19 protein-coding genes are annotated in these 25,819 nt (G+C 69.6%); 8 read left to right on the top strand and 11 right to left on the bottom strand.

The window, feature by feature from the left end; genetic code table 11:
- From KXR53_RS14230 to KXR53_RS14260, 7 genes are read left to right on the top strand one after another with little or no spacing between them, the layout of a single operon-like run.
- On the top strand, positions 1-546 hold the full coding sequence (locus KXR53_RS14230) for a c-type cytochrome (protein WP_437375834.1): 546 nt from the start codon (positions 1-3) through the stop codon (positions 544-546).
- Positions 546-1,556 carry a cytochrome c oxidase subunit II gene (gene coxB / locus KXR53_RS14235; RefSeq protein ID WP_437375835.1) on the top strand — a complete coding sequence of 337 codons (1,011 nt, stop codon included), beginning with the start codon at positions 546-548 and terminating at the stop codon, positions 1,554-1,556. The genes KXR53_RS14230 and coxB overlap by 1 nt, the downstream gene beginning before the upstream one ends.
- Entirely contained in the window at positions 1,553-3,484 is a 1,932-nt protein-coding gene (gene ctaD, locus KXR53_RS14240) for a cytochrome c oxidase subunit I (RefSeq protein WP_437375836.1), read from the top strand. Before coxB ends, ctaD begins: the two co-directional genes overlap by 4 nt.
- Positions 3,481-4,077 (top strand): cytochrome c oxidase subunit 3, encoded by a 597-nt coding sequence (locus KXR53_RS14245; protein WP_437375837.1) that lies wholly within the window; start codon positions 3,481-3,483, stop codon positions 4,075-4,077. Before ctaD ends, KXR53_RS14245 begins: the two co-directional genes overlap by 4 nt.
- On the top strand, positions 4,077-4,427 hold the full coding sequence (locus KXR53_RS14250; RefSeq protein WP_437375838.1) for a hypothetical protein: 351 nt from the start codon (positions 4,077-4,079) through the stop codon (positions 4,425-4,427). The genes KXR53_RS14245 and KXR53_RS14250 overlap by 1 nt, the downstream gene beginning before the upstream one ends.
- Positions 4,424-5,326, top strand: a complete 903-nt coding sequence (locus KXR53_RS14255; protein ID WP_437375839.1) for a cytochrome c oxidase assembly protein — start codon at positions 4,424-4,426, stop codon at positions 5,324-5,326. The genes KXR53_RS14250 and KXR53_RS14255 overlap by 4 nt, the downstream gene beginning before the upstream one ends.
- Positions 5,307-5,843: a c-type cytochrome gene (locus KXR53_RS14260; RefSeq protein ID WP_437375840.1), complete on the top strand. Its 537-nt coding sequence runs from the start codon at positions 5,307-5,309 to the stop codon at positions 5,841-5,843. Before KXR53_RS14255 ends, KXR53_RS14260 begins: the two co-directional genes overlap by 20 nt.
- Positions 5,844-5,853: 10 nt before the next feature.
- Here KXR53_RS14260 and KXR53_RS14265 read toward each other — a convergent pair whose 3' ends face one another.
- The 5 genes from KXR53_RS14265 to KXR53_RS14285 form a co-directional block, all read right to left on the bottom strand.
- On the bottom strand, positions 5,854-7,797 hold the full coding sequence (locus KXR53_RS14265) for a glycoside hydrolase family 127 protein (RefSeq protein WP_437375841.1): 1,944 nt from the start codon (positions 7,795-7,797) through the stop codon (positions 5,854-5,856).
- A 33-nt stretch (positions 7,798-7,830) separates the two neighbouring features.
- Positions 7,831-8,685, bottom strand: a complete 855-nt coding sequence (locus KXR53_RS14270; RefSeq protein ID WP_437375842.1) for a carbohydrate ABC transporter permease — start codon at positions 8,683-8,685, stop codon at positions 7,831-7,833.
- Entirely contained in the window at positions 8,685-9,608 is a 924-nt protein-coding gene (locus tag KXR53_RS14275) for a carbohydrate ABC transporter permease (RefSeq protein WP_437375843.1), read from the bottom strand. The genes KXR53_RS14270 and KXR53_RS14275 overlap by 1 nt, the downstream gene beginning before the upstream one ends.
- 35 nt (positions 9,609-9,643) lie before the next feature.
- On the bottom strand, positions 9,644-10,891 hold the full coding sequence (locus KXR53_RS14280) for an ABC transporter substrate-binding protein (protein WP_437375844.1): 1,248 nt from the start codon (positions 10,889-10,891) through the stop codon (positions 9,644-9,646).
- A gap of 63 nt (positions 10,892-10,954) precedes the next feature.
- Positions 10,955-12,010 carry a LacI family DNA-binding transcriptional regulator gene (locus KXR53_RS14285; protein WP_437375845.1) on the bottom strand — a complete coding sequence of 352 codons (1,056 nt, stop codon included), beginning with the start codon at positions 12,008-12,010 and terminating at the stop codon, positions 10,955-10,957.
- A 373-nt stretch (positions 12,011-12,383) separates the two neighbouring features.
- On the opposite strand from KXR53_RS14285, the gene KXR53_RS14290 reads away from it, so the two are divergent.
- Positions 12,384-18,740, top strand: coding sequence for an autotransporter outer membrane beta-barrel domain-containing protein (locus tag KXR53_RS14290; protein ID WP_437375846.1), 6,357 nt, complete (start codon positions 12,384-12,386; stop codon positions 18,738-18,740).
- Between the two features lie 10 nt (positions 18,741-18,750).
- Here the strand turns inward: KXR53_RS14290 and KXR53_RS14295 are convergent, their stop codons facing one another.
- From KXR53_RS14295 to KXR53_RS14320, 6 genes are all read right to left on the bottom strand, one after another.
- Positions 18,751-19,563: a hypothetical protein gene (locus KXR53_RS14295; RefSeq protein WP_437375847.1), complete on the bottom strand. Its 813-nt coding sequence runs from the start codon at positions 19,561-19,563 to the stop codon at positions 18,751-18,753.
- 728 nt (positions 19,564-20,291) lie between these two features.
- Positions 20,292-21,182: an ATP-binding cassette domain-containing protein gene (locus KXR53_RS14300; protein ID WP_437375848.1), complete on the bottom strand. Its 891-nt coding sequence runs from the start codon at positions 21,180-21,182 to the stop codon at positions 20,292-20,294.
- Complete coding sequence (locus tag KXR53_RS14305; protein WP_437375849.1) at positions 21,179-22,021, bottom strand: ABC transporter ATP-binding protein; 843 nt, start codon at positions 22,019-22,021, stop codon at positions 21,179-21,181. Before KXR53_RS14305 ends, KXR53_RS14300 begins: the two co-directional genes overlap by 4 nt.
- A gap of 8 nt (positions 22,022-22,029) precedes the next feature.
- The gene (locus KXR53_RS14310; RefSeq protein ID WP_437375850.1) at positions 22,030-22,917 is read right to left on the bottom strand and encodes an ABC transporter permease; all 888 of its coding nucleotides are present in this window, start codon (positions 22,915-22,917) and stop codon (positions 22,030-22,032) included.
- A 3-nt stretch (positions 22,918-22,920) separates the two neighbouring features.
- Positions 22,921-23,898, bottom strand: a complete 978-nt coding sequence (locus tag KXR53_RS14315) for an ABC transporter permease (protein ID WP_437375851.1) — start codon at positions 23,896-23,898, stop codon at positions 22,921-22,923.
- Positions 23,899-24,100: 202 nt separating this feature from the next.
- Positions 24,101-25,759, bottom strand: a complete 1,659-nt coding sequence (locus KXR53_RS14320) for an ABC transporter substrate-binding protein (RefSeq protein ID WP_437375852.1) — start codon at positions 25,757-25,759, stop codon at positions 24,101-24,103.
- Positions 25,760-25,819 lie beyond the last annotated feature (60 nt).

Below are 25,819 nucleotides of genomic sequence, written 5' to 3' on the forward strand. Positions count from 1 at the left end.
ATGGGCCGGACGGCGACCTTCCTGCTGCTGTCCGCTGCCCTGCTCGCTGCCGGCTGTCGGCGCGAGGAACGCTCCTATGACACGCCACGCGCCGAATCCGCCGCCGAGGTGATCGTGGCGCTGGCGCCGTTCTCGCCCGGCGGCAACCCGCCGCAGACCACCGCCAGCGCCAAAGGGGCGGAGGTCGAACAGAACGCCTATGCCATGAGCCAGGGCAAGCGGCTATTCCAGTGGTACAACTGCAGCGGCTGCCACGCCAATGGCGGCGGCGGCTCCGGCCCCGCGCTGATCGACGACAAGTGGATCTACGGCAGCGCCATCGACAACATCGTCGCCACCATCCGCGAGGGTCGGCCGAACGGCATGCCGTCCTTCCGCGGCCGCATCCCGGACGACGAGATCTGGCAGATCGCCGCCTATGTCCGCTCCATGGGCCGCTTCGTGCCGAAGGATGCCGCGCCGTCGCGCACCGACGGCATGCAGTCGCGCCCGGCGGAAAGCCGGCTGCCGTCGGCGGAGCCGCGGCCGGTCGGGGTGCCGCAGTGATGCTCCGGCTGTTCCGGCTCATTGTCCTGCTCGGCGCCGGGCTGCTTGCCGGCTGCGGCGAGTGGCCGGCCGCGCTGGTGCCGATGGGCGAGGGCAGCGACCGGATCGCGCGGCTGTTCTGGCTGTTCACCATCGTCTGCGCCGTGGTCTGGCTGCTGGTCGTGCTGGCGCTGGCCGTCGCCATCGCCCGCCGCCGTGTCGACCGGGCCGATCCGCTGGCCGAGGAGCCGCGGCGCGATCGCGCGGCGCGCCGGGTGGTCGGCGCCTGCCTGGCCGCGACCGGCGTGATCCTGATCGTGCTGACCGGGTTCAGCTGGTGGACCGGCAAGGGGCTCGCCGCCCTCGGCGAGCGGCCGGCGCTGACCCTGCGCGTCACCGCCAGCCAATGGTGGTGGCAGGTGCAGTACGAGGACGACCAGCCGAGCCGGGTGCTGACCACGGCGAACGAGATTCACATCCCGGTGGGCGAGCCGGTGCGGATCAAGCTGGAGGCGAACGACGTCATCCACTCCTTCTGGGTGCCGGAGCTGTCGGGCAAGGCGGACCTGATCCCCGGCCGCCAGAACGTGATCACCATCAAGGCCGAGGCCCCGGGCCGCTACCGCGGGCAATGCGCCGAGTTCTGCGGCCTGCAGCACGCGCATATGGCCCTCTGGGTGATCGCCGAGACGCGTCCCGCCTTCGACGCCTGGCGCGAGGCGCAGCTGGCCCCGGCCGCCGAGCCGCGGGAGGCGGAGGCGCGGCGGGGCCGCGACGTCTTTCTGTCCAAGCCCTGCATCATGTGCCACCAGATCCGCGGTACCTCGGCCGGCGGCCGAACCGGGCCGGAGCTGACCCATATCGGCAGCCGCGAGACCATCGCGGCCGGGACCTTGCCGCTGACCCGCGGTAGCCTGGCCGCCTGGATCGCCGACCCGCAGGCGATCAAGCCGGGCACCAACATGCCGCGCGTCGCCCTCGACGCCGACGAGCTGAATGCTCTTGTCGCCTATCTCGAGGGGCTGAAATGAACGAGGCCGGGGCGCTCCCACCCGACACCGCGCCGCGCGGCCTGCGCGATACGGGGCTCGATGACGCTACGCTCGACCGGCTGCTGTCCGAGACCTGGGGGACGGGCAAGGGGCTGCTGGCGCGGCTCGCCACCGTCGACCACAAGATCGTCGCCCGGCGCTTCATGGTCACGGCCTTCGTCTTCCTGGTGCTCGGTGGGCTGGCGGCGGTGGTGATGCGGCTGCAGCTGGCGCGGCCGGAGGCCGGCGTGGTCGGGCCCGACCTCTACAACCAGCTGTTCAGCATGCACGGCACGACGATGATGTTCCTCTTCGCGGTGCCGGTCATGGAAGCCTTCGCCATATACCTGGTGCCGCTGATGGTCGGTACCCGCAACATCGCCTTCCCCCGGCTGAACGCCTTCAGCTACTGGGTCTATCTCTTCGGCGGGCTGATGATCTGGATCGCCTTCCTGTTCAACACGGGGGCGGAGGCCGGCTGGTTCAGCTACGTGCCGCTGGCGGGACCGGAATACGGCGTCGGCAAGCGCGCCGATTTCTGGGCCCAGATGGTCACTTTCACCGAGGTCTCGGCGCTCGCCGTGGCGGTCGAGATCGTCGTCACCGTGTTCAAGCAGCGCGCGCCGGGGATGACGCTGGACCGCATCCCGCTCTTCGTCTGGGCGATGCTGGTCACCGCCTTCATGATCCTGTTCGCGATGCCGGCGGTGATGGTGTCCAGCACCATGCTGATCCTCGACCGGCTGGTCGGCACCCATTTCTTCAACCCGGCCGAAGGCGGCGACGCCCTGCTGTGGCAGCACCTGTTCTGGTTCTTCGGCCATCCCGAGGTCTACATCATCTTCCTGCCGGCAACCGGCATGGTCTCCGCCATCGTCGCCACTTTCGCGCGGCGCCCGGTCTTCGGCCATCTCGGCATGGTGCTGGCGCTGATCGCCACCGGCTTCCTGTCCTTCGGCCTGTGGGTCCACCACATGTTCGCGACCGGGCTGCCGCAGCTCGGCGCCGCCTTCTTCACCGCCTCCAGCATGCTGATCGCGATCCCGACCGGGCTGCAGATCTTCTGCTGGATCGCGACGCTGTGGGGCGGCCGGCCGGTCCTGAACACGCCGATGCTGTTCGTGCTCGGCTTCATCGTCGTCTTCGTCATCGGCGGCCTGACCGGGGTTATGGTCGCCTCGGTGCCGATCGACCTGCAGGTGCACGACACCTATTTCGTGGTGGCGCATTTCCACTACGTGCTGATCGGCGGCTCGGTGTTCCCGCTGATCGCCGCCGTGTACTACTGGTTCCCGAAGATTACCGGCCGGATGCTGAGCGACCGGCTCGGGCGCTGGAACTTCTGGCTCGCCTTCATCGGCTTCAACGCCGCCTTCTTCCCGATGCACCTCCTCGGCCTCGCCGGCATGCCGCGCCGGGTCTACACCTATCCGGAGGCGTCGGGCTGGGGCGGGACCAACCTGTTCATCACCGCCGGCGCCCTGGTGCTGGCCGCCAGCTTCGCCCTCCTGCTGATCAATATCGTCCGCAGCCTGCGTCGCGGTGCGATCGCCGGGCCGAACCCGTGGGATGCCGGCACGCTGGAATGGGCGACGGCCTCGCCGCCGCCGTCCTACAACTTCGCCCGGATTCCGGTGGTGACGCATGTCGAGCCGCTGTGGGCGGAGCGCGGCGACCTGCCGGTCGCGACCGGCTTGCGCGTCGATGCGCGCGAGCTGGTCGCCGGCACCCTGGCCGAGGCCGAGCCGGAGCTGCGCGAGGCGTCGCCGGATTCGTCCATCTGGCCGCTCTTGGCGGCGCTCGCGGTCGGCGCCGCCTTCCTCGGCTCCATCTTCACCCCCTGGGCCGTGGTCTGGGGCAGCATCCCCGTGGCGGTGACGCTGATCGGCTGGTTCTGGCCCAAGGGCACGCCGGAGGACGAAGAATGAGGCACCGCCCCGTCGCCGATATCGCGCATCTGCCGACCTACGGCTTCGGGCCGCAGAGCCCGATCTGGTGGGGCACGATGGGCTTCATCGCGCTCGAAGGCACCGGATTCGCGCTGGCGGTCGGGACCTATCTCTACCTCGGTCATCTGGCCCCGACCTGGCCGATTGCGCCGAAGCAGGAGAACATCTGGGCGGCGACGATCCTGACGTTCCTGCTGCTGGCCAGCGTCGTGCCCAACCTGCTGCTCGACCGCTGGGCCAGGCAGCAGAATCTGCGGAAGGTGCGGATCGGCCTGGTGGTGATGAGCCTGTTCGGCGTCGCGCCGCTGATCGCCCGCATCTTCGAGTTCCAAGCCCTGACAGTGCTGTGGGACGCCAATGCCTACGGCTCGGTCGTCTGGTTCCTGCTCGGCCTGCACACGGCGCATCTCCTGACCGACGCCGGCGACACCATCGTCCTGGCGGTGCTGATGTTCACCCGGCATTCCAGGACCGGGAAGCGCTTCAGCGACGTCACCGACAACGCCTTCTACTGGCACTTCGTGGTCGCCTCCTGGCTGCCGATCTACCTCCTGCTCTATTGGGTGCAGTGATGGGCGCGGGCGTGTTCACCCGGATCCGGTTGCACGGGCTCTCCTGGGCGGGGCTGCTGTCCGGCCCGGGCGCCTGGGCGCTGTCGACCCAGGTGAACTACGCCCTGGTCCCCTGGGACTGCCCGCGCCAGCTCGGCATCGTGCCCTGGACGGCGCTGCTGCTGGTGCTGGTCGCGCTCGCCGGCGGGGCACTGTCCGGGCAGGCGTTCCGCCGGCCCGACATCACGGCGCGGCCGGTCAGGACCGAGCGCTTCATCGCCCTGCTGGGCATCGGCTCGGCGCTGCTGTTCGCGCTGATCGTGGCGCTGCACGGCTCGGCCGGGCTGGTCTTCGACGGGTGCGAGCGATGATGCGTCTCGGTCTCGCCATCCTGTTCACGTTTGTGCCCGCCGTGGCCTTTGCCCATGCCGGGCACGACCACGGCGTCGGGTATCCCTGGACCTGGGATTGGTGGATCACCGGCCCGCTGCTGCTGACGGTGCTGCTCTATGCCGGCGGCGTGCTGCGGCTGTGGTGCCGGGCCGGGTCGGGAAGGGGCGTCGGCTGCGGGCGGGCGGCAATGTTCCTCACCGGCTGGCTGGCCCTCGCCGCCGCGCTGGTCACGCCGCTGCATACGCTGGGCGAGCGGCTGTTCACGGCGCATATGATCGAGCATGAGGTGCTGATGGTGGTGGCGGCGCCGCTCCTGGCCCCGTCGCGGCCGGTCGGCGCCATGCTGTGGGGCCTGCCGCAGGGCTGGCGTCGGGCGCTGGGCGCGGCGGCGGGATCGCGACCCTGGCGCCCGTTCTGGCGGGCGATCACCGATCCGCTGGTGGCGACGGTGCTGCACGGCGTCGCGATCTGGGCCTGGCACGTGCCGGCGCTGTTCGCGGCGGCGCTGGCGGATGACAGCATGCACGCGCTGCAGCACGCCAGCTTCCTCTTTACCGCGCTGCTGTTCTGGTGGTCGCTGCTGTGCCGCCGCGGCAGCCGGGGCGTGGCGGTCGGCCATCTCTTCGTCACCGCGCTGCACACCGGTCTGCTCGGCGCCCTCCTGGTGTTCTCCACCCGGCTGTGGTTCCCGGGCCAGGCGGGGGAGGCGGCGCGCTGGGGTCTGACGGCGCTGGAGGACCAGCAGCTCGCCGGGCTGGTGATGTGGATCCCGGCCTGTCTTGCCTATCCGGCCGCGGGGCTGGCGCTGGCCGGGCTGTGGATCGCCGGCGCCGGCCGGCGGACACGGGAGGGGCGCCATGCCGTCGGGGCGAGGTAGGGGCGGCGCCGCGGTGCTGGCCGCGGCCGCCATGGCGGTGCTCGGGGCCTGCGGCTGGCGGCAGGCCACGCCGGAAGCCGGGGCCCGGCCGAAACCACGGCGGCGGCGCCAGGCGCTGGCCTGGATCGTCCCCGTGCTGGCGATGATCCTGCTGCTGGGCGGCGGCGCGACGGTCTACGGCATACAGCGTCAGCGCGCGGCCGAGCGCTGGGCGGCGGATCTCACCGGTGGCGATCCGCAGCGTGCGCCGGCGCTGATCCTGCGCAACGGCTGCGCCGGCTGCCACACCATCCCCGGCATCGGCGCGGCGCGCGGCTCGGTCGGCCCGGAGCTCTCTCGCCTGGCCGACCGCGCTTTCATCGGCGGAGTTCTGCCGAACACCGCCGAAAATCTGGTGCTGTGGATCCGGGATTCGCGCGCCGTGAACCCGCGCACTGCGATGCCCAGCACGCGGATCCCGGAGGGCGAGGCGCGCGACATCGCCGCCTATCTCTATTCCCTGCGGGACCGGCCGTGAGAGTGGCGGCTCACGCCGTTCGCACCCAGACCAGCATCTCTCCGGGATCGCGATTGTCCCAGGCGTAGTAGGGCACGGCCTTGATCCGCACCGGCCGCTCGACCGGCGGCGTCGTGCGGTACAGCTCCTCACCCCAATCCACGGCCGACTGCGCCCGGCCTTCGCCCTCCAGCGTCACTACCCCGCCCAGCAGGCCGGGCTCCTCGCGTGCGGTCAGCTTGGCATCCGGCGGCAGCACCACGCTGTTGAGCGGAACCGGGTTGTCGATGCCTTCCAGGCAGTAGACCAGCGGTCCGCGCCGGATCGCCGCCCGGCCGGCATCGTGCCGGATCTCCGGATGGGCGTGGATGCGCTCGATCGTGAGCTCCAGGTCCAGCCTGACCGTGTCGCCGACCGCCCAGCGCCGGGTGATGGCGGCATAGCCGTTGCGGGTGATGGCATCCAGGTCCTGCGCCACGCCGTTGACCGACAGGCTCGCCTTCCGGCACCAGCCGGGGATGCGGAGATGCAGGGTAAAGACCGCCTGCGCCTCCGGCTCGACCGTCAGGGCGATGGCGCCGTCCCAGGGATAGCGTGTCGCCTGCACCAGCCGGACCTTGCCGCTGGCGACGTCGAGCGTCGCAGTGCTGTCGCCGTAGAGATGGACGGCGATCCCGTCCTCCGACTGGCCATACATGTAGCTGCCGATCGAGGCGGTCAGCCGGGCGATGTTGGGCGGGCAGCAAGGGCAGCGGTGCCAGGTCCAGCGATGGTGCCCGCCGCGGCTTTCCAGCGGGTTCTCGTAGAAGAAGGTGGCGCCGTCCAGCGACAGGCCGGAGGAGGCGCCGTTGTACAGCGCCAGCTCCATCATGTCGGCATAGCGCGCATCGGGGCCGAGCCCGAGCATCCGGCCGGCCCAGAACACCAGCCCGACCGCGGCGCAGGTCTCGGCATAGGCGCTCTCGTTCGGCAGGTCGTAATCGGCGGTGAAGCCCTCATTGTCGGCGGAAGGGCCGAGGCCGCCGGTGACGTAGAGCCGCTTCGACGTCAGGTCGCGCCAGAGCCGCTCCAGCGCCAGGCGCAGGCTGTCGTCGCCATACTCCATCGCGATGTCGGCCATGCCGCTGTAGAGATACATCGCACGCACGGCGTGGCCGACGACCTTGTCCTGCTCCCGCACCGGCAGGTGCGACTGGTTGTACTCGTAGGTCTTGAACACATAGTCCTTCGGGTCGCGGCCGTGCTCGCGCGCCTCGGCGTCGTAGAAATGCGGCTGCCGGCCGCGTTCGTCGATGAAGTACTTGGCCAGCTCCATGTATTTCTGCTGGCCGGTGACGCGGGCCAGCTTGACCAGCGCCAGCTCGATCTCCTCATGGCCGCAATAGCCGCGCTTCTGCCCCGGGCCGGTGCCGAGCACCGCGGCGACGTGGTCCATATAGCGGCACATGATGTCCAGCAGCTTGCGCTTGCCGGTCGCCTGGAAATAGGCGACGGCGCCCTCGATCAGATGCCCGGCGCAGTACAGCTCGTGGCAGTCGCGCAGATTGGTCCAGCGCAGCCCCGGCTCGATCCGCTGGTACCAGCTGTTGAGATAGCCGTCGGGCTGCTGCAGCCGGCCGTACAGGTCGATGACGTGGTCGACCTTGCGCTCCAGCTCCTGGTTCGGGGCGCGCTGCAGGCAGTAGGCCGCAGTCTCGATCACCTTGCCGAAATCCGAATCCCAGAACATCTGGGCGGTCACCAGCCCGCCATGGAACGGAATGCGGACTCCGGGCGACGGCTGGTCGGGATCGATCTGCTGCAGCATCCCGGCCTCCTCGCAGCGCTGGTAGAGGGTGTCGGCGGTCCTGGCGCAGACGGCGTCGATGCGGGCGCCCCAGAAGCCGCGGACCTCGACCCGCGGCACCGCCGGCGGGCGGAAGCGGGCGCGCGGCGCGGCGTCGGGGGCGGCGGCAACGGCGGAAGCGTCGGTCATCAGTGAGACTCCATCGATGAACGGGATGCGCGTCTACTTCACCGCGCCGGCCGTCAGGCCGCGGATGTAGAAGCGCTGCAGGGCGAGGAACAGGATCAGGCAGGGGATCATCATCACGGTGACGCCGGCCTGCACCGCGCCCCAGTTCACGGCGCCGAAGCGGCCGGAGCGGACGGCGGTCATCAGGATCGGCAGGGTGAACTTGTCCTGGTCGGTCAGGAGGATCAGCGCCGCCAGGAACTCGTTCCAGGCGGCCAGGAAGGCGAACAGCGCCACGGTGACGATGCCGGGGAAGACCAGCGGCAGCATCACCCGGGCCAGCAGCTGGATGCTGCCGGCGCCGTCGATCCGCGCCGCCTCCTCGATCTCGCGCGGCACCGCGTCGAAGGCGTTGCGCATCATGAAGATCGAGAAGGGCAGCTGCAGCGTGACGTAGATCAGCACCAGCCCGGCCAGCGTGTTCTGCAGGCCGAGCCTGGTCAGCAGCAGGAACAGCGGCGTCAGGATCGATTGGAAAGGAATCATGATCGTCGCGATGATCAGGACGAACAGCACGTTCTTCAGCGGGAAGCGGAAGCGCGAGAAGCCGTAGCCGCCGAGCAGGCTGACGACGGAGGTGATCACGGCGGTGGCGACAGCGACCGCGATGCTGTTGCCGGTGTAATGGCCGATGCCGGCGCCGAAGGCGTCGAGCGCGGCGTAGCTGTCGGTGCTCCAGCCCGCGCTCGGCCAGGGCGGCAGCGGCGGCAGGTTGGCCTCCGATGCCGGCTTGACGCTGGCCAGCATGGTCCAGGCGATCGGGGCCAGGAACAGGATCGCGGCGATCAGCGCCGCCGCCTGCAGGAGGAAGCCGGGCGCGGCCCGGCGCATTGGAATGGTCGCGCTCATCACTCGCCCTCCGGATGGCGCAGCAGGCGCAGCTGGATGACGCTCAGCACCAGCAGGATCGCCAGCAGCACCATCGACAGCGCCGCGCCATAGCCCAGGCGGAACGAGACGAAGGACTGGTTGAAGATCCAGTAGACCGCGGTCACCGTCTGGTTCCGCGGCCCGCCGCCGAGGATGATGTAGAACTGGTCGAAGGCCAGCATCGAGCCGGTGACCGACAGGATCAGCGCCAGCGCGATGGTCCGGCGCATCAGCGGCAGGGTGATGCGGCGGAACCGGGCCCAGGCGCCGGCGCCGTCGATCTTCGCCGCCTCCAGATAGTCGGCCGGGATGCCCTGCAGCCCGGTCATCAGGATCACCATGGTGAAGCCGGCGACCTTCCACACCACCATGGCAATGATCGACCAGAAGGCCGGGTTGAAATCGGCCAGCAGGTTGACCCGGCCTTCGGTCAGCCCCAGCGCCTCCGCCGCCGGGCTGAATAGCCCGGCATCGACGTTGAGCAGCCAGGACCACAGCAGGCTGGCCGAGGCGAAGCCGACCACCACCGGCAGGAAATAGGCGGTGCGGAAGAAGCCGCCGAAGGGCCGCGGCTTCTCCACGAACAGCGCCAGCGGGAAGGCGACGGCGAAGATCGCGACCGTCACCACCACGGTGTAGAGCGCGGTGAAGCGCAGCGCGTTCCAGAACCGCATGTCGCGGGCGATGGCGAGGTAGTTGTCCAGGCCGATGAAGCGCGACACGCCCATCAGCGGCCAGTTGTGCAGCGACATCCAGGCCGTCATCGCCAGCGGCACGACGAAGAACACGACCACCAGCGCCACCGCCGGCAGGACGAAGAGCAGCCCGACCCATTCCCGCCGCCGGACGGGGCGGCGGGCCCGGGCCCTCGGGATCGCGCCGACGGCCTGCGTCGTGGACATCGTGCCGGTCTCCTTGCGGTGGGAGGCGCGGGGCTTCAATTCCCCGGGGCGCTGTCGATGATGCTCTGCATCGTCTCCTGGGCGTTGGCGAGGGAGCCGTCGACGTCGTCGCCGAAGAACACCTCGTTCACCATCTGCACCCAGGGGCTGTTCCGGCTGTTGATGATGTCGTTGAAGACCACGGAATAGGGTGTCCGGCCCTTCTCCATCGCCTCGGCCGCGAGTTTGTAGCGGGGGTCGAGGTCCTTCAGCGCCTCGCCCGAGATGTCGCCGCGCACCGGCAGGCTGCCGTAGCGGGCTAGCAGCGTCTGGCCCTCAAGCGAATAGGAGAAGTCGAGGAAGGCCTTGATCGCCTTCAGCTTGGTCGTGCCCTTGGTGACCACGAAATTGTCGCCGCCGGCGAAGGACGACCAGCCGCCGGTCTTGCCCGGCAGGAAGGTGACGCCGTACTCGATGTCCGGATATTGCGTGTTCAGCGCGCCGATGGCGAAGGCGCCGGAGGGCGACAGGCCGATATTGCCGCGGGCGAAGGCGGCGAAGAAGTTCTCCCCCGTGTCGGTCCGCGCGCCCTCCGGCACCAGCCCCTTCTCGACCATGCTGCGGTAGAAGGCGATGGCGTCGCGCATCTGCGGCGTGTCGAGGGTCGCCTGGCTGCCGTCCTCGCTCAGGATCTCGCCGCCGCTGGCCCAGATCAGCGGCGTGAAGGTGAAGATGTTGCAGCCGCCGCAGGCGCCGGAGAAGTAGAAGCCCTTGATGTCGCCGCCCAACGCCGCGACCTTCTCTGCCGCCGCCTCGATCTCGGCCCAGTTGGTCGGCCCCTTCTCCGGGTCCAGCCCGGCCTGCTTGAACAGCTTCTTGTTCCAGATCAGGACCGAGCTGTCGGCGGAGTAGGGCAGGCCGTAGATCCGCCCCTTATAGGTGCCGGTCTTCACATGCGCCGGCGACAGCTTGTCGAAATAGGGCAGGGACTTGGCCCAGTCGGTGATGTCCTCGAGCTGGCCGGCGGCGGCGAAGGACGGGGTATAGATCAGGTCCAGCGACAGCGCGTCCGGCGCGGCGCCGCCGGCCGCCGCGGTGGCGTATTTCTGCACCAGCTCCGCCACTGGCACGATCTGCAGCTCGGCCTTGTCCTCATGGCTCTTGTTGAACGCCTCGACGATGCGGGGCATGAAGTTCGACCCGTCGGACCGCACCCACAGGGTGAAGGTCTCGGCCGAAGCGGCGGAGACGGTCAGGGCCAGCAGGGCGATGCCCCCGGCCAGGCACTGCAACAGACGCTTCATCTCGTGTCCTCCCTCGGTTGCGGCCGGCCTGTCGGCGCGACCTTCTTGTCGTGATCGGGCCGCTCAGCCGCCGGGCGGGGCGCCGCAGGAGGCGCGCACCACCAGGCGACAGGGCAGCTTGCGGATGCCCGGCTCGATCGGCTCGCGGTCGACCAGCTTCAGCAGGGTCAGCCCGGCCTCGCGGCCCAGCTCCTTCAGGTTCATGTCGACGGTGGTCAAAGGCGGGCGCGTCGCGGCGGCGACGATCTCCCAATTGTCGAAGCCGATCACGGCGACGTCGTCGGGCACCTTCCGGCCGCGCTCGCGCAGCGCGTCGACCACGCCGCGGGCGATCTGGTCGTTGCCGCAGAACACCGCGTCGGGCGGGCGGCCGATGCCGTCGAACAGGTATCCGGTCGCCTCGTGGCCCCAGGCCTCGGTCCAGCTGCCGGTCAGCACGCCCTGGTCGGGCTCTTCCAGGCCGGCTTCGCGCAGCACGTCGCGATAGGCCTTGGCCCGCTGATGCACGACGCGGAAGCTGGACGGGCCGGTGACATGGGCAATGCGGCGCCGGCCCAGCCAGGCGAGGTGCTCGACCGCCAGCCGCGCCCCGGCCTCGTCGTCGGAGACGAAACCGATCGACTCCGGGTCGGGCTCGGTGAAGGCGTAGATCACAGGGATGCCCAGATTCGACAGATCGACCGGCAGATGGCGGTCGATCCGCTTGCCCGAGGCGATGATGCCGTCGACCCGCTTCTCCAGCATGGCGTCGACATGGGTCTGGGCCAGCCGCGGGTCGTCCTCGGTATTGCACAGGAAGACCGAGACGCCGTTGTCGACCAGCGCCTCGGAGATGCCGGCCATCACCGGCAGGGTGAAGCGGCCATAGGTGTCGTTGGTCAGAAGGCCGACGGTGAAGCTGCGCTGGCGCGACAGGCTCTGCGCCAGTCCGTTCGGGCGGAAGCCCAGCGTCTTGGCGGTCTGGCGGATCCGCTCCCGCGTCTCCTCCGCCATCCGGCCCTGGCCATTCAGCGCTTTCGACGCCGTGGCGACGCTGACCCCGGCAGCCCGGGCCACGTCGCGCAGCGTCACCGGCCGGCCGGGCCCGTTCGGAGCGGATCGTGGTGACCTCTGGTCCATGCTCAGCCCGGTGACGCCTCGTTGAGAAAATAGTTTCTCATGCCTGCTTCGTCAGGTTTGTTCTTCGATGTGAGAAACCGTTTTCTCAAACACGGTACGCGAGAGGCCGGGCGACGACAAGCCTGAATTGACGGTGGCGTCCCGTCCCTCGATGCATCGACCCTCCGGCGTGCTGGGAGCGGCCAGGCACTGGCGCTGTCAGGACGGGCTCTGCAGGTCTCTGAGTGGTCATATGCCTGATCAGGCTACGCCCTGCGAGGTATCAACTCCACCAATTCCCGAATAGGAGGTAGTTCGGGGTATTAATAGGCTCGTCTATATACAGTACTTCGCAACTCATGCAGCTGTCATCGAAGTAAATCGGAAGACGATTTTGGTGTTCGTCGCGATGTGGCCGGTGCGCGACGGAGGCATGGTGCCGGCGATCATTGGGGCGGCGTCAACGCCGATCAGCCGGTTCAAGAGGGGCTCTGTTGGCGGCTCGCGACGGGGCAATGAATCGCGGCGGGCTGGTCGTCATCCGGCCCGCACCGGGGGGGAAGCGATGGTGGCAACCGGATCCTTCACAGCCGTGGAACGCCGCTTCGGGCCATCAATCGCCCTGGCGCTCGGCGCCGTCGCGTTCGTGGAGATCATAGTCCCCGCCGCGGCGCAGGCGCAGTGCAACTCCAACAGCAATCCGTCTCCGCCGCCTGCGGTCACGGCGAATTTCGCCAACCGGAGCTTCAACCCTTCGGCACCCTATCCGACGGTGGGGTCGGTCGGCATCGGCGGCTGCGGCGGCTCGGTGGGCGGTTGGCAGGACGACGGCACCCCCGGCTTCCCCGGACAGCCGGCGGCCCAGATCACCAGTACCAATACCGGCCTGACCATCATCGGCGCGCCTCCTCCTGCTGCTCCCTTTGCCCCCACCTATGGCGCGTTCATCGGCAATCTCGGCGGCGCCGGCGGGACGGGCGGCCAGTCCGGCGCTCCGATCACGCACCCGACCGCAGGCGGTGCGGGTGGGGCGGCCGGCGCGGCCGACTCCGTGACGGTCACGTTCTCTGGCAACTTCGTGCCAGACCAGAACTCAGGTGCGGCCGATCGCGCGCTCACGGTGCAGTCGCTCGGCGGCAGCGGTGGCGGCGGGGGCGGTACCTGGACCTCTGACGCGGGGTCAAAGTTCGGCGGCGCGGGTGCCGCGGGCGCAGCAGCGGGCGACGTCTCATTGACCGCCAGTGGCAGCGTCATCGCGAGCGACATTGGCGTGGACGGAAATTCGCTCGGTGGCGATGGCGGAGCGGGCGGCGACGCGGACTCCAGTGGCGATCAGGCCTCGATGGGGGCCACCGGCGGCAGTGGCGGTAACGGCGGGCCTGCGGGCGCGACATCCGTGCGTTGGACGGCCGGCACGATCCAGACCTCGTTCATCGGGCTGAGGGCCGCGGCAATCGGCGGCGACGGCGGAGACGGGGGGCAGGGATCGAACGCGGCGGGCGTGTTCGGGGGCAGTGCCGGCGCGGGCGGCAGCGGCGGGTCGGCCAACGCCACTCTCGCCGGTGGTGCCATCACCGTCACCCAGACCACCGCCGGCCAAGGCTTTGGCATCGGCGCCATCTCCCTCGGCGGGTTCGGCGGCGCCGGCGGGACAACGAGCGGCGTCGTTCCGATCCATGCCCTGGGCGGCAACGGCGGCAACGGTGGCGCTGGTGGGCTGGCCAGCGCCACCGTCCTCGGCGCCGTGACTTACAACGGGGTCGGGGTCACCGGGCAGGCCGACGGACAGGCGGTGCTCGTCCAGTCCAACGGGGGCCCCGGCGGGGCCGGCGGGGAGGCGAGCGCATTCTATGGCGAGGCTGGGGGCGGCGGGTTCGCGGGGGCCGGCGGCACCGCGCGCCTGACCATCGGCGACACCACGACCCAAGGCACGATCAGGACCACTGGCAACTTCGCCCATGGGGGCCTGGTGCAGAGCGTCGGCGGCAGCGGAGGCAATGGCGGCAATATGAGCTTCCTCTTCGGCGGCGGATCCGCCGGAGCCGGAGCGCCCGGCGGCGACGGCGGTCTGGTTTCCGTCGCCGCGCCGAACGCGTCGATGATTCTCTCCGGCCCGAACGGGGTCGCTCTGCTGGGCCAAAGCATTGGTGGCGGTGGCGGCTCGGGCGGCGACGTCACCGGTATTCCCATTTCCGCCTCGGTCGCTATCGGCGGCAATGGCGGGCTGGGCGGGAACGGCGGCGGCGTCGGCATGACACTTGGGCCGGGCGTCTTCGCCTCGACCAGCACGCTCGGCGGCGCCGGCATCCTGGCACAGAGCATCGGCGGGTCCGGCGGCGCCGGCGGCAGCGCCACCTCCACCGGAATCGGCATTCTCTCCTACGTGGTCGGCGGCGACGCCGCCGGTGGCGGTAGCGGCGGGCTGGTGACCGTCACGAACGACGCGCTCGTCACAACCTATGGCGACCACGCCGCCGGGATCCAGGCGCAATCCATCGGCGGTGGGGGCGGCAAGGGCGGCGCTGGGGTGTCCGGCATCGCCAGCCTCGTGCCCACCGCCTCGATCGCGATCGGCGGCCGGGGCGGCGGCGGCGGGCCGGGCGGCGACCTAACCGTCACCAACACGGCGCAGGTGACGACCTATGGCGCGGATGCGCCGGGCGTGCTGATCCAGAGCGTCGGCGGCGGAGGCGGCAGCGGCGGGATGGCGGCGGCGCGCGCGGTGGACCTGTCCCCCAGCAAGTACATCCCCGCCATCTCGGTCTCGGTGGCGACGGGCGGCGCCGGCGGCTCCGGCAACACCGGCGGGACCGTGGGGCTCAACAACTCCGGGCTGATCACCACGGCCGGCGACGGGGCGATCGGCGTGATGGCGCAGTCGATCGGCGGCGGCGGTGGAACGGCGGGCGACGCCACGGCCGCGTCCTATTCGGGCGGCAACAACGAGAGCGGACTGTCGGTCTCGATCGACGTGGCGGTCGGCGGTGCGGGCGGCACCGGCGGCACCGGCGGCGAGGTGACCCTCGCCAACTCGGGCCTGATCGCCACTCTCGGCCAGGACGCCTACGGCGTGTTCGCGCAGAGTGTCGGCGGCGGCGGCGGAACCGGCGGCGGCGGCGACGCCACCGCTTCCGCGAACCAGGCCAAGCTCAGCTTCAGCACCTCCGTTGCCATCGGCGGCACCGGCGGCACCGGCGGCGATGGGAGCACCGTCGGCCTGACCAACAGCGGCGCCGTCACCACCCGCGGCGACGGGGCCGCGGGCATCTTCGGGCAGAGCGTCGGTGGCGGCGGCGGCGCCGGCGGGGGCGGCACCGCCACGGCGAACGGCGGCACCCTCGCCATCGCGACCGGTGTCGGCAGCAACGGTGGCGCCGGCGGCAATGGCGACACGGTGACGGTGCAGAACAGTGGCAGCGTCGTCACCCGCGGCACCGATGCCATCGCGATCTTCGCACAGAGCATCGGTGGTGGCGGCGGCACGGCCGGCAAGGGCGGCGCGACCGCCGGCGGCGCCAGTCCCGTGTCCAACGCGAAAGCACTGTTCAACATCCTGGCGGGCGGCCTGAACATCAGCCAGCAGGTCACCGACCTCGGCGACGGCATCCTGCAGATCGGCCAGATCGGTCAGGAGATCCAGGCGACGATCGACGAGCTGAAGGAGATCTTCTCGCAGCCGCAGGCAGGCGAGTCCGAGATCGGCACCAGCAAGCAGATCGGCGTCGCGGTCTCGGTCGGCGGCGGCGGCGGCGCCGCGGGCGACGGCGGCGCCGCGAACGCGACCAACACCGGCTCGATCGTCACCTTCGGCGCGCAGTCGGACGGCATCTACGCGCAGAGCGTCGGCGGCGGCGGCGGCAGCGCCGGGGCGGCAACCTCGACGAGCGCGGCAACCAACGACAAAGCGTACCAGACCGCGATCAGCGTCGGCGGCCAGGGCGGCGGCGGTGGCGCGGGCGGCACCGTCACCGTCGTCAACGGCACCGGCGGCATGATCCTGACCCAGGGCGTCGCGGCGTTCGGCATCTTCGCCCAGAGCGTCGGCGGCGGCGGTGGCGAGGGGGCGTCGGCCGGGGCGGTCAGCGGCTCGTTCAAGAGCCTCTCGGTCGGCGTCGGGGGCAATGGCGGCACCGGCGGCAATGGCGGCGCCGTCAGCGTGACCACCGGCGGCGGCACCACCGGCAGCAACATCACCACCACCGGCAAGCACGGCATCGCCATCCTGGCGCAGAGCGTGGGCGGCGGCGGCGGCTTGGCGCGCACGATGACCACCGACCAGACCTTCGATCCCTCCAAGATCGTCATCAATCCTCAGGGCCGCCTCGGCGACGTCCACGGGCTGGGGCTGACCTTCGGCGGTCAGGGTGGCATCGGCGGCGACGGCGGGCAGGTCCAGGTCACGGCGGCCGCCGGCACTGTCGAGACGTCGGGGCTCGACGCCCACGGCATCGTGGCACAGTCGATCGGCGGCGGCGGCGGCATCGCGATCGGCGGCCAGGTCCACCTGCGACCCCCGCCTACCTCGGGCGGCGCCGGCGGCCACGGTGGCGCCGTGACCGTGAAGTTGCAGTCGGGCGCGATTACGACGGCCGGCGACGGCGCCTATGGGGTGCTGGCCCAGAGCGTCGGCGGCGGCGGCGGCATCGGCGGCGATCTGTCCGCCCCGGGCAGCTACGCCCTCGGCATCCCCCGCAGCCTGGTGGCGTTGAACTCGGGCAATGGCGGCGCCGTCTCGGTCACCGCGAACGGCGCCCTCATCCAGACGACGGGCAAATACGCCCCGGCCATCTTTGCGCAGAGCGTCGGCGGCGGCGGCGGGCTGGTGAACTATGTGGGCAGCGATGGCAGCCACACCCAGGCGCGGGGCACCGCCGGCGGCGCCGGCACGGGCGGTGGCGTGACGATCTCGCTGGTCGACAGCCTGGTCTTCGCCGACGGGGCAGGCTCGGCGGGGATATTCGCCCAGAGCGCCGGAACCGCGTCCGGCCCGATCCGGATCTCGATCGACCAGATCTCGCAGGTCCGGGGCGGCACGCCCGACGGCAGTGGTCAGAATCCCTCCGAGCGCGACAGCGCGGCCATCCGGCTGCTGGGCGGCACCGGAAACCAGATCGACAACGCCGGCCAGATCCTGGGAGTGGACGGCGGAATCGCCATCCTGGCCGACACGCCATCGAGCAACACCACTATCACCAACACGGGGGCGATCACCGGCGATATCATGGTCCCTGGCGCTGCCGGCAGCCTCATCGACAATGGGTCGGGCGGGGTGATCGACGCCCCGACGACGATCGCGCTCGGGGGTGGCGGCGTCCTGCGGAACGCCGGCACGCTGTATGCCGGCGGCCAAGGACGGATCGGCCAGACCACGCTCGTGGGTGACCTCGTTCAGGGCGCCACGGGCCGTCTGGTGGTGGAGACGAACCACGGCACCGGCACGGCGGATCAACTCGACGTGCAGGGCCATGCGCGCCTCGGCGGCACGGTCGAGGTGCATCCGGTGACCCTCGCCAACCGCGCCGTGACGGTGCTGAGCGCAACGGAGGGCCTGACGGTCGATCCGGGCCTCGAGGCCAGCCGCACGCATCTCTACCGCTTCGATACGCGGCAGTCCGACAATAGCCTTCAGGTGCAGCCGGTGGCGGAGTTCAGTGCGGCCGCCAGCTCGCTGGGCCGCAACCAGTGGCGGGTGGCGGCGCATCTGCAGCGGCTCTGGGACAGCGGTGCGTCGCTCGATGAGGGCTTCACGGCGCTGGCCGGGGTCGGGGACGGGGGCAGCTACGCGCAGGCGCTGAACAGCCTGTCCGGGCAGACGGTCGGCGCCATCGCGGCCTTCCGCTACAGCTCGAGCCATGGCTTCGTCACCAACATGCTGGACGAATGCGCGACCTTCGAGGGCGCCGGCGTGACGCAGGACGAGGCCAACTGCGCCTGGGCGCGTGCGTTCGGTGGCATCGCCGACCAGGACAGCACGGGCGACACGCTCGGCTACCACGCCAGCGCCTGGACCATTCAGGCCGGCGGGCAGCGCGAGGTCGCACCCGGCTGGTTCCTCGGCGGATCCATCGGATTCGAGGGCAGCGGTTTCCGGGGCGATGACGGCAGCTCGCGGGTGAGCGGCGACAGCCTGCTGCTCGGCGCCATCCTGCGCTACCAGACCGGGCCGTGGCAGGCCTCGGGTGCGCTCGACTTCGGCTATGGCTGGTACGACAGCAAGCGCGCGGTCGAGGCCGGCAGCTTCCGGGCGACCGCCGATGCCTCGCCGAATGTCTGGCATGTCGGCGCGCATGCGCGTCTTGCCTACCAGGTGCCCGTCGAGGCCTGGTATGTGCAGCCCCGCCTTGACCTGCACCTGACCTATGTGCACAGCGACGGTTACACGGAGACGGGAGCCGGCCCGTTCAATCTCGACGTCGAGGCGGAGGGGGCGACGACCTTCGCCGCGATCCCCGCGGTCGAGGTCGGCGGGCGCATCCCCATTGGCCAGACCGCAGTGCTGCGTCCGTTCGCCAGTGCGGGCGTCGAGCTCAACGCCAACGGAGACTGGGCGGCGACCGCGCGGCTCGCCGGTCAGCCGGGGGGCCGGGGCTTCCGGGCCGAGACGCCGATCCCGGATGTGCTGGGCAGGTTCACCCTCGGCGCCGAGCTGCTGAGCAGCGCGAACTGGGACTTCCGGCTCCAGTACAGCGCCGGCGTCGGCGATGGTTATGCCTCCCACGCCGGTTTGGGGCGGCTCGCCTATCGGTTCTGACCGAGCCTGGTCAGGCCATGCCCAGCGCCCGGCGGATCGCGGTCTCCACCGGCGAATAGGCTCCGTCCGCCCGGCCCAGCCGGTAGGGTTCGGCCAGGGCCAGTGAGGGCTGCGCCAGGAAGCGCGGATGGGTGCCCCGGTGCTTTTGCGCCGCGTGGATGACGAAGGGGTGGCACAGATAGACAGTGCCGGCCTCCCCGGTCGCCAGCGCCTCGCGCCGGTCGGCGCCCACGCGGTCGACCTGCGGGCTCGAAACGCCGGCCTCGCCCACCGGGGCCAGGAACCGGGCCATGTCGAGATGCGAGCCGATCCGGAGCCGGGTGGGCGCGTCGCGCGGGCCGATATCGGAGAATAGGAACAGCATCACCAGCGCCCGGCCGCGGGAGGTGACGTTGACCCGCCAGGACGAGTAGTCGTGCGTCTCGTTCGGGTCGCTGTCCGGCCCCGGGAAGCTGACATCGACATGCCAGCCGTCGTCGCCGGGACTCTTCCGGTGCGGAAAGCGCACCGGGAAGGTGCCGAGGTCCTGGCGCGGGATCCAGCGGCCCCGGCCGACCAGCCGGTCGATGGCCGCGTGCAGGACGGGCGTGTTCGCCGCCGCCCGGAACGGCTCCTGCCCGTAGAAGCCCAGCCGCACCACCGGCCGGGTCCAGGTCGCCGGGTCATCCGGATCGCAGGGCAGGTCGCGCCACAGGATGGCCCGCGCCTCGGCGGCCACCTCCCGCGGAAAGGCCCGGTCGATCCGGACGAAGCCGTCGCGGATGAACTGTTCCACCTGCGCGTCGCTCAGCGCGCGCATCTCGTCGATCGTCATGAGGGTCACTCCATCGTCCCGCAGAAGCCCCGCCCGTCCGGAGCAGGGCAGCCATCCGATCCGCGTCAGCGGCGTCGGGTCACCGGGGCGATGGAAGGCATGCGGATCATGATCATGGCGGCAGCAGGGTACAGTCCGTTCCTGCCGTCATCAACCGCGCCAGAGCCAAATCCAATTGGCGAGGCGGCTGAAATCGTCACCTTCGGGCGGAAAGCAGACGCCTCTGACACGGCACTCGCATGTAAGCTGCGTCTCTTGCTCACCTACCAATGTGAGAAATGAATGTCCACCACGATTGTCTAGAAAGAGTGCTTCCGATTACGTGCGTCTTCTAGAATTATGTCTGATCAAATCTATTGCAAAAAGTAGTGCGGCCACTATGAGCGCTGTGCCTGCAGAAACTATAAACGGGTACTTACTCGCGCGCATCAGATAATCGTATCTTGTTCCTTCACAAAACAAGGCATAGATCAATAGGAAGATGCTGACCGTCGCTCCGACACCGATCATTGGGATGACGTAAAAGACTCGCCAGAACAAAAAATGCTTCCACACGGCCGATCTCTCCGTAACCCAATCGGTCTCGGATGCGAGGAAAGATTACCACATAGTGCGGAGCCACGTCCAACCGCTACAGGGCTCGGCGGAGGCAACTTCGACGTCCGAGCCGGAGCCCGCTGAACTCCAGAAGGTCTTCAACGGATCTAAAGACGACCTAGCCTGATTGAACCATGACCCTAGGCGGCGCGGACGAAGTGGTTCCCCGCCACTTGTCGCACGCTGCCGGTCATCCGGGCGGCCTCTCGGGCCTGGGCGACGAGGTCGGATTGCAGCTGTGCGGCCTCGCCATGGAACGGCCGCTCCGGGTCCGGCACGGCGGAGAGCAGCAGCTGGGTGTAAGGGTGCTGCGGCGCGTCGATCACGGCGCCGGTGTCGCCCCATTCGACGATCCGCCCGGCATACATCACCGCGATCTCCTCGGCGACATAGCGGGCTGTGGCGATGTCGTGGGTGATGTAGAGGAAGGTGATGCCGCGCTCGCGCTTCATCCGCTCCAAGAGGTTGAGCACGCCGAGCCGGATCGAGACGTCGAGCATCGAGGTCGGCTCGTCCGCCAGCACCACCTCGGCGCCGACCGCCAGGGTGCGGGCGATGTTGACCCGCTGCCGCTGCCCTCCGGAGAGCTGGTGCGGATACTTCGCCGCCGTCGTCTCCGGTTCCAGCTCCACCGCCGCCAGCAGCTCCAATACCCGGGCGCGCAGGGCGCGGCGGTCGGCCAGGCCGGCATGCAGGGCGAGGGGGCGGGCGATGTGGTGGAAGATGGTGTGCACCGGGTTCAGCGACCCGAACGGGTCCTGGAACACCATCTGCACCGCGCGGCGATAGGCCAGCAGCTCGGCCTTGCCGTCGAGGGCGGCGACGTCGCGGCCGCGGAACAGCACCCGGCCGGATGTCGGCTGGTGCTGCAGCATCAGGATGCGGGCGCAGGTGGTCTTGCCGCTGCCGGATTCGCCGACCAGCGCCAGGGCCCGGCCGGGATGCAGCTCGATCGACACCTCGTCCAGCGCCTGCAGCGGGCCGAAGCGCTTGCCGACGCGCTCGAGGGCGAGAATGGGCGTGTGGGTCATGACGCCTCCGCCACGTCCTGCAGCGTCGTGCGGTGGGCCCCGTGCACCGAGGGGAAGGAGGCCCAGAGCTTCCGCGTATAGTCATGGGCCGGGGCCCGGAAGATCTGCTGCGCCGGCCCGACCTCGACCAGCCGGCCCCTCAGCATCACGCCGATGCGGTCACAGAACTGCACCATCAGGCTGAGGTCGTGGGTGATGAAGAGGATCGAGAAGCCCAGTTTCCGCCGCAGCCCGTCGATCTGCTGCAGGATCTCGCGCTGGACCACGACGTCGAGCGCCGTGGTCGGCTCGTCCATCACGATCAGCTTCGGGTTCAGGGTCAGGCAGATGGCGATGACGATGCGCTGGCGCATGCCGCCGGAGAACTGATGCGGATAATCGCGCAGCCGCGCCGGATCGATGTCGACCGTGCGCATCAGCTCGGCCGCGCGGTCCCGCGCCTCGGCCCGGCTGCAGCCGGTGTGGGCGGCCAGCACGTCGCGGAACTGGGCCTCGATGGTCAGCACCGGGTTCAGCGCGTTCATCGCGCTCTGGAACACCATGCCGACCTCGCGCCAGCGGAAGCGGCGCAGCGCCTCGCCGTCCAGGCGCAGCACGTCCTGTCCGTCGAAGCGGATCTCGCCGCCGCTGACCAGCGCCGGCGGCTTGTGCAGCCGGGTGATGGCGAAGGCGATGGTGCTCTTGCCGCAGCCGGATTCGCCGGCCAGGCCAAACACCTCGCCGCGGCCGATCTCGAAGCTGACGTCGTCGACCGCCCGGAAGTCGCCGCGGTCGCCGACATAGTCGATGGTCAGGCCGCGCACCGACAGCAGCGGCTCGGCCATCTGGGAGGTGCTCATGTCCGGGCTCACGGCCGCGCCTCCCGCAGCCGGGCCAGCCGCTTCCAGCGCGCCATCGACCGGCCGATGCGCAGCTGCGGGTTGGCGACCTCGTCGATCGCGAAGTTCAGCAGCGACAGCCCGGCGCCCAAGAGGGCCAGGGTGGCGCAGGGGGCCAAGAGCTCCCACCACGCCCCGACCGCCATGGCCGAGGCGTTCTGCGCGTTGAACAGCATGATGCCCCAGGACACGGTCTGCGGATCGCCGAGGCCCAGGAACTCCAGCGTCGCCTCCGTGATCACGGCATAGATCACGCTGCCGATGAAGTTGATGCCGACGATCGACACCAGGTTCGGCAGCAGCTCGACCAGCATGATCCGCCAGCGCGGCTCGCCGATCATCTCGGCCGAGCGCACGAACTCCTTCTCCCTGAGCGCGAAGGTCTGGGCCCGGGTCACCCTCGCGCCCCAGGCCCAGGAGGTGGCGCTGATGATCAGCGCGATCACCCAGGGGCTGGCCTGGCCGATGAAGGCGGCCAGCACCAGCAGAAGGGGCAGGTTCGGGATCACCAGCACGACATTGGTGGCGAAGTTCAGCACCTCGTCGGTCTTGCCGCCCAGATAGCCGGCGGCGATGCCGACCGCGGTGCCGATCACGGTGATCAGGAGCCCGGCACCGAAGCCGACGGCCAGCGAGGTGCGGGCGCCGTAAGTGAGCTGGGAGAAGACGTCGTAGCCGTTGCGGGTGGTGCCGAGCACATGGGTGGCCGAGGGCGGCTCATGCGGCCGCCCGACCCGGCGCGACGGGTTGTAGTCCGTCAGCAGCGGCGCGATCAGCGCCGCCACCACCAGGAAGACGACGATGACGAGGCCGATCGCGGCCTTGCGGTTGGACAGGGCGGCCAGAATCATCCGCATCTCTCAGCTCCTGCGCAGCCTTGGGTCGAGCCAGGCATAGGCGATGTCGGCCAGGAAGTTCGCGGCCAGCATCGCCAGCGTCATGATCAGCAGCTGGCCTTGGATCACCGGATAGTCGCGGCTGAGGATCGCCTTGAACAGGGTGTTGCCGAGGCCGGGATAGTTGAACACCACCTCCGTCACCAGCGACCCGCCCAGGATCTTGCCGATGGCGATGGCCAGGCTGGTGACGCCGGGCAGGAGGGCGTTGCGGGCGCCGTACATCAGCATCACCCGCCGGTCGGCCAGACCCTTGGCCCGGCCCATGGTGATGTAGTCCTCGCCCAGCAGGTTGATCATGTTGTTGCGCATGGTGACCAGGAAGTCCCCGGTCAGCACCACCGACAGTGTCAGGACCGGCAGCACGGCGTGGTACAGCACGCTGAGGACGTAGTCGGCAGACAGGGCCGGATCGATCCCGGGGTCGGCGGCGTAGCCGGTCGGGAACCACTGCAGGGTGAAGCCGAACAGGAACAGCCCGAGCAGCGACACCACCACCGCCGGGGTGGCGATCGAGACGATGGCGGTGGTCGAGACGGTGACGTCGAAGCGGCTGCCGCGGCGCCAGGCGGCGATGATGCCGAGCAGCGTGCCGAGCGCGAAGCTCAGCACCGTCGCCCCGCCCATCAGCACCAGGGTCCAGACCAGGGCGCGGCCCAGCACGTCGGATACGGGTGTCGGGAAATACTTCACCGACATGCCGAGGTCGCCGGTGAAGATGCTGCCGAGATAGGCCAGGTACTGCTGCCACAGCGGCCCGTCGACGAAGCCGAAGGTGGCCTTCAGCGCCGCCAGATTCTCGACCGACAGCCGGGTGCCGGACTGCGAGAACATGATGTCGATCGGGTCGCCCGGCATCAGCCGCGGGATCAGGAAGTTGATGCTCGCGGCCACCAGGAAGGCGACCAGGTAGAAGATCAGTCGTCGGGCGACGAAGGCCATATCATGCCCCGGCTTCTCGGCTTATTTGGATGGGTCGGAGCCACCCCCTCACCCGAAATCGCTGGCGCGATTTCGACCTCTCCCCGAGGAGAGGTGAAGGATGACGTTCCCCTTTCCCTCTCCTCGGGGAGAGGGAGGGGCCCGACGCCGAAGGCGGCGGGAGGGTGAGGGGGACGGGCCGCGGCAGGAGAGAATGCTCCGCCTACTGCACCGGCCGCAGCGCCAGCAGGTGCAGCAGCCGGTCGTGGTTGGGGTCGTAGTTCTGCGGGCTGACGAAGGGGTTGTCGGCGGTGGCCCAGCCGGTGAACCGCTTGGTGTTGTACTCGTACCAGAGCGGGTTGTTGTAGATCACGACGACCGGCATCTTCTCCGCTAGCAGCATCTGCGCCTGGTCCAGCAGCGCCTTGCGCTTGGCGTCGTCGGTGGTCTGGGTATAGGCGTCGAGCAGCTCGTCCAGCTTCGGGTCGAAGAAGCGCTGCGCCGTGAACCGGGTCTTGCCTTTGTTGCGGGAGTGGAAGGCGTCATCCAGCTGGTAATAGGGCGTGGCGCCGACGTACCAGGAGTTCAGCGCCATGTCGAACTTGCCGTCCAAAAGGCTCTGACGCCAGGCCGCGCCGTCCGGCGTCGCCAGCTTGACGTCGATGCCGATCTGATTCAGCCCCTCGATCGCGATCTGCGAGGTGCTGATCCAGTCGGTCCAGCCGTTCGGGACGATCAGGTCGAAGGACAGCTTCTCGCCGTCCGGCGTGTCGCGGAAGCCGTCACCGTCCTTGTCCTTGAACCCGGCCTGGTCCAGCAGCGCCTTGGCCGCCTCCAGGTCGTACTGGGTATACTTGCCGTATGTCTCGCGCACCTTGGGGTCGGCCCAGCTCTCGAACCGCTTGCCGAAGGTGCCGGGGTCGTCGTTCAGCGTCGGGTAGCCGTAGCCGGCGACGTTGACCATGGCGTCGCGGTCCATCGCCATGCTGACGGCGCGGCGGAACTCGACGCTGTCGAAGGCCTTGCGGTTGGCCGGGTTGGGGCTTTCCAGATTCATCACCACGGCGACCAGGCTGCCCGGCGGGAACCAGTAGCCGTGATGCTCCTTGTCCGCGGCGACATAGGTCTTGTCGATGTCCGGCAGGAAGGAGGCGAACCAGTCCAGCTCGCCAGCCTTGGCCGCGGCCAGCGCCTGGTCGTTGGTGGCGATCTGCGGGAAGCGCAGGCAGTCCACCTTCAGCGAGTCCGCGTCCCAATAGTTCGGGTTGCGGCACTGCTCATAGACCTGCGGGGTGAAGCGGGTGATCTCGGTCATCGGCCCGGTGCCGACGGGGTTTTCGTTGAGATAGGTCACCGGGTCGGCCACGTCCTTCCAGGCGTGCTGCGCCACGATCGGCATCTCGACGATCTTCTCCGGCCCCAGCGCGGTCGGCGTCTTGAAGGTGAACCGCACCTTGGTCGGGCTCAGCTTCTCGACCCCGTCGATCACCTGCCAGATGCTGTTGAAGTCGAGCGCCGGGACCTTCTTCATCAGCTCGAAGCTGAACACCACGTCGTCGGCAGTGAAGAGCTGGCCGTCCGACCACTTCACGTTCTCGCGCAGGTCGAAGGTGACCGCCTTCAGGTCGTCCGCCAGGCTCATCGCCGTGGCCAGGCGGTAATAGGGCTTGTTGCCCTGCATCTTGTTGAACACGACCAGCGGCTCGTAGATGAAATCCATCGTGCTCTGCCGGTACGCGGTGCGGTTGAACGGGTTGAAGTTGCGGACCCAGTTCGTCTCCTCCTCGATCAGCATCGACAGGGTGGACTGGGCGAGGGCGGTGGCGCTCGTCGCCGCCAGCAGCGCGGCCGCGAGCAGGAATGCCGACTTCTTCTGCCTCATGACATTGGCCTCCATGCCTTCGTGTATGCGTTGTCGTTGATGGGGTGCCGGCCCGCGCCG

It is taken from the genome of Inquilinus limosus, assembly GCF_051487185.1.
In the GTDB taxonomy this organism is placed as follows: Bacteria; Pseudomonadota; Alphaproteobacteria; order DSM-16000; family Inquilinaceae; genus Inquilinus; species Inquilinus limosus_F.

Excerpts from the sequence above, each read along its gene's own strand:
- KXR53_RS14250 (WP_437375838.1), top strand. The coding sequence starts at position 4,077 with ATGGGCGCGGGCGTGTTCACCCGGATCCGGTTGCACGGGCTCTCCTGG.
- KXR53_RS14305 (WP_437375849.1), bottom strand. The coding sequence starts at position 22,021 with ATGAGCACCTCCCAGATGGCCGAGCCGCTGCTGTCGGTGCGCGGCCTG.
- KXR53_RS14265 (WP_437375841.1), bottom strand. The coding sequence starts at position 7,797 with ATGACCGACGCTTCCGCCGTTGCCGCCGCCCCCGACGCCGCGCCGCGC.
- KXR53_RS14280 (WP_437375844.1), bottom strand. The coding sequence starts at position 10,891 with ATGAAGCGTCTGTTGCAGTGCCTGGCCGGGGGCATCGCCCTGCTGGCC.
- KXR53_RS14275 (WP_437375843.1), bottom strand. The coding sequence starts at position 9,608 with ATGTCCACGACGCAGGCCGTCGGCGCGATCCCGAGGGCCCGGGCCCGC.
- ctaD (WP_437375836.1), top strand. The coding sequence starts at position 1,553 with ATGAACGAGGCCGGGGCGCTCCCACCCGACACCGCGCCGCGCGGCCTG.
- KXR53_RS14270 (WP_437375842.1), bottom strand. The coding sequence starts at position 8,685 with ATGAGCGCGACCATTCCAATGCGCCGGGCCGCGCCCGGCTTCCTCCTG.
- KXR53_RS14315 (WP_437375851.1), bottom strand. The coding sequence starts at position 23,898 with ATGGCCTTCGTCGCCCGACGACTGATCTTCTACCTGGTCGCCTTCCTG.
- KXR53_RS14255 (WP_437375839.1), top strand. The coding sequence starts at position 4,424 with ATGATGCGTCTCGGTCTCGCCATCCTGTTCACGTTTGTGCCCGCCGTG.
- KXR53_RS14260 (WP_437375840.1), top strand. The coding sequence starts at position 5,307 with ATGCCGTCGGGGCGAGGTAGGGGCGGCGCCGCGGTGCTGGCCGCGGCC.
- KXR53_RS14230 (WP_437375834.1), top strand. The coding sequence starts at position 1 with ATGGGCCGGACGGCGACCTTCCTGCTGCTGTCCGCTGCCCTGCTCGCT.
- KXR53_RS14320 (WP_437375852.1), bottom strand. The coding sequence starts at position 25,759 with ATGAGGCAGAAGAAGTCGGCATTCCTGCTCGCGGCCGCGCTGCTGGCG.
- KXR53_RS14285 (WP_437375845.1), bottom strand. The coding sequence starts at position 12,010 with ATGGACCAGAGGTCACCACGATCCGCTCCGAACGGGCCCGGCCGGCCG.
- KXR53_RS14310 (WP_437375850.1), bottom strand. The coding sequence starts at position 22,917 with ATGCGGATGATTCTGGCCGCCCTGTCCAACCGCAAGGCCGCGATCGGC.
- coxB (WP_437375835.1), top strand. The coding sequence starts at position 546 with ATGCTCCGGCTGTTCCGGCTCATTGTCCTGCTCGGCGCCGGGCTGCTT.
- KXR53_RS14245 (WP_437375837.1), top strand. The coding sequence starts at position 3,481 with ATGAGGCACCGCCCCGTCGCCGATATCGCGCATCTGCCGACCTACGGC.
- KXR53_RS14300 (WP_437375848.1), bottom strand. The coding sequence starts at position 21,182 with ATGACCCACACGCCCATTCTCGCCCTCGAGCGCGTCGGCAAGCGCTTC.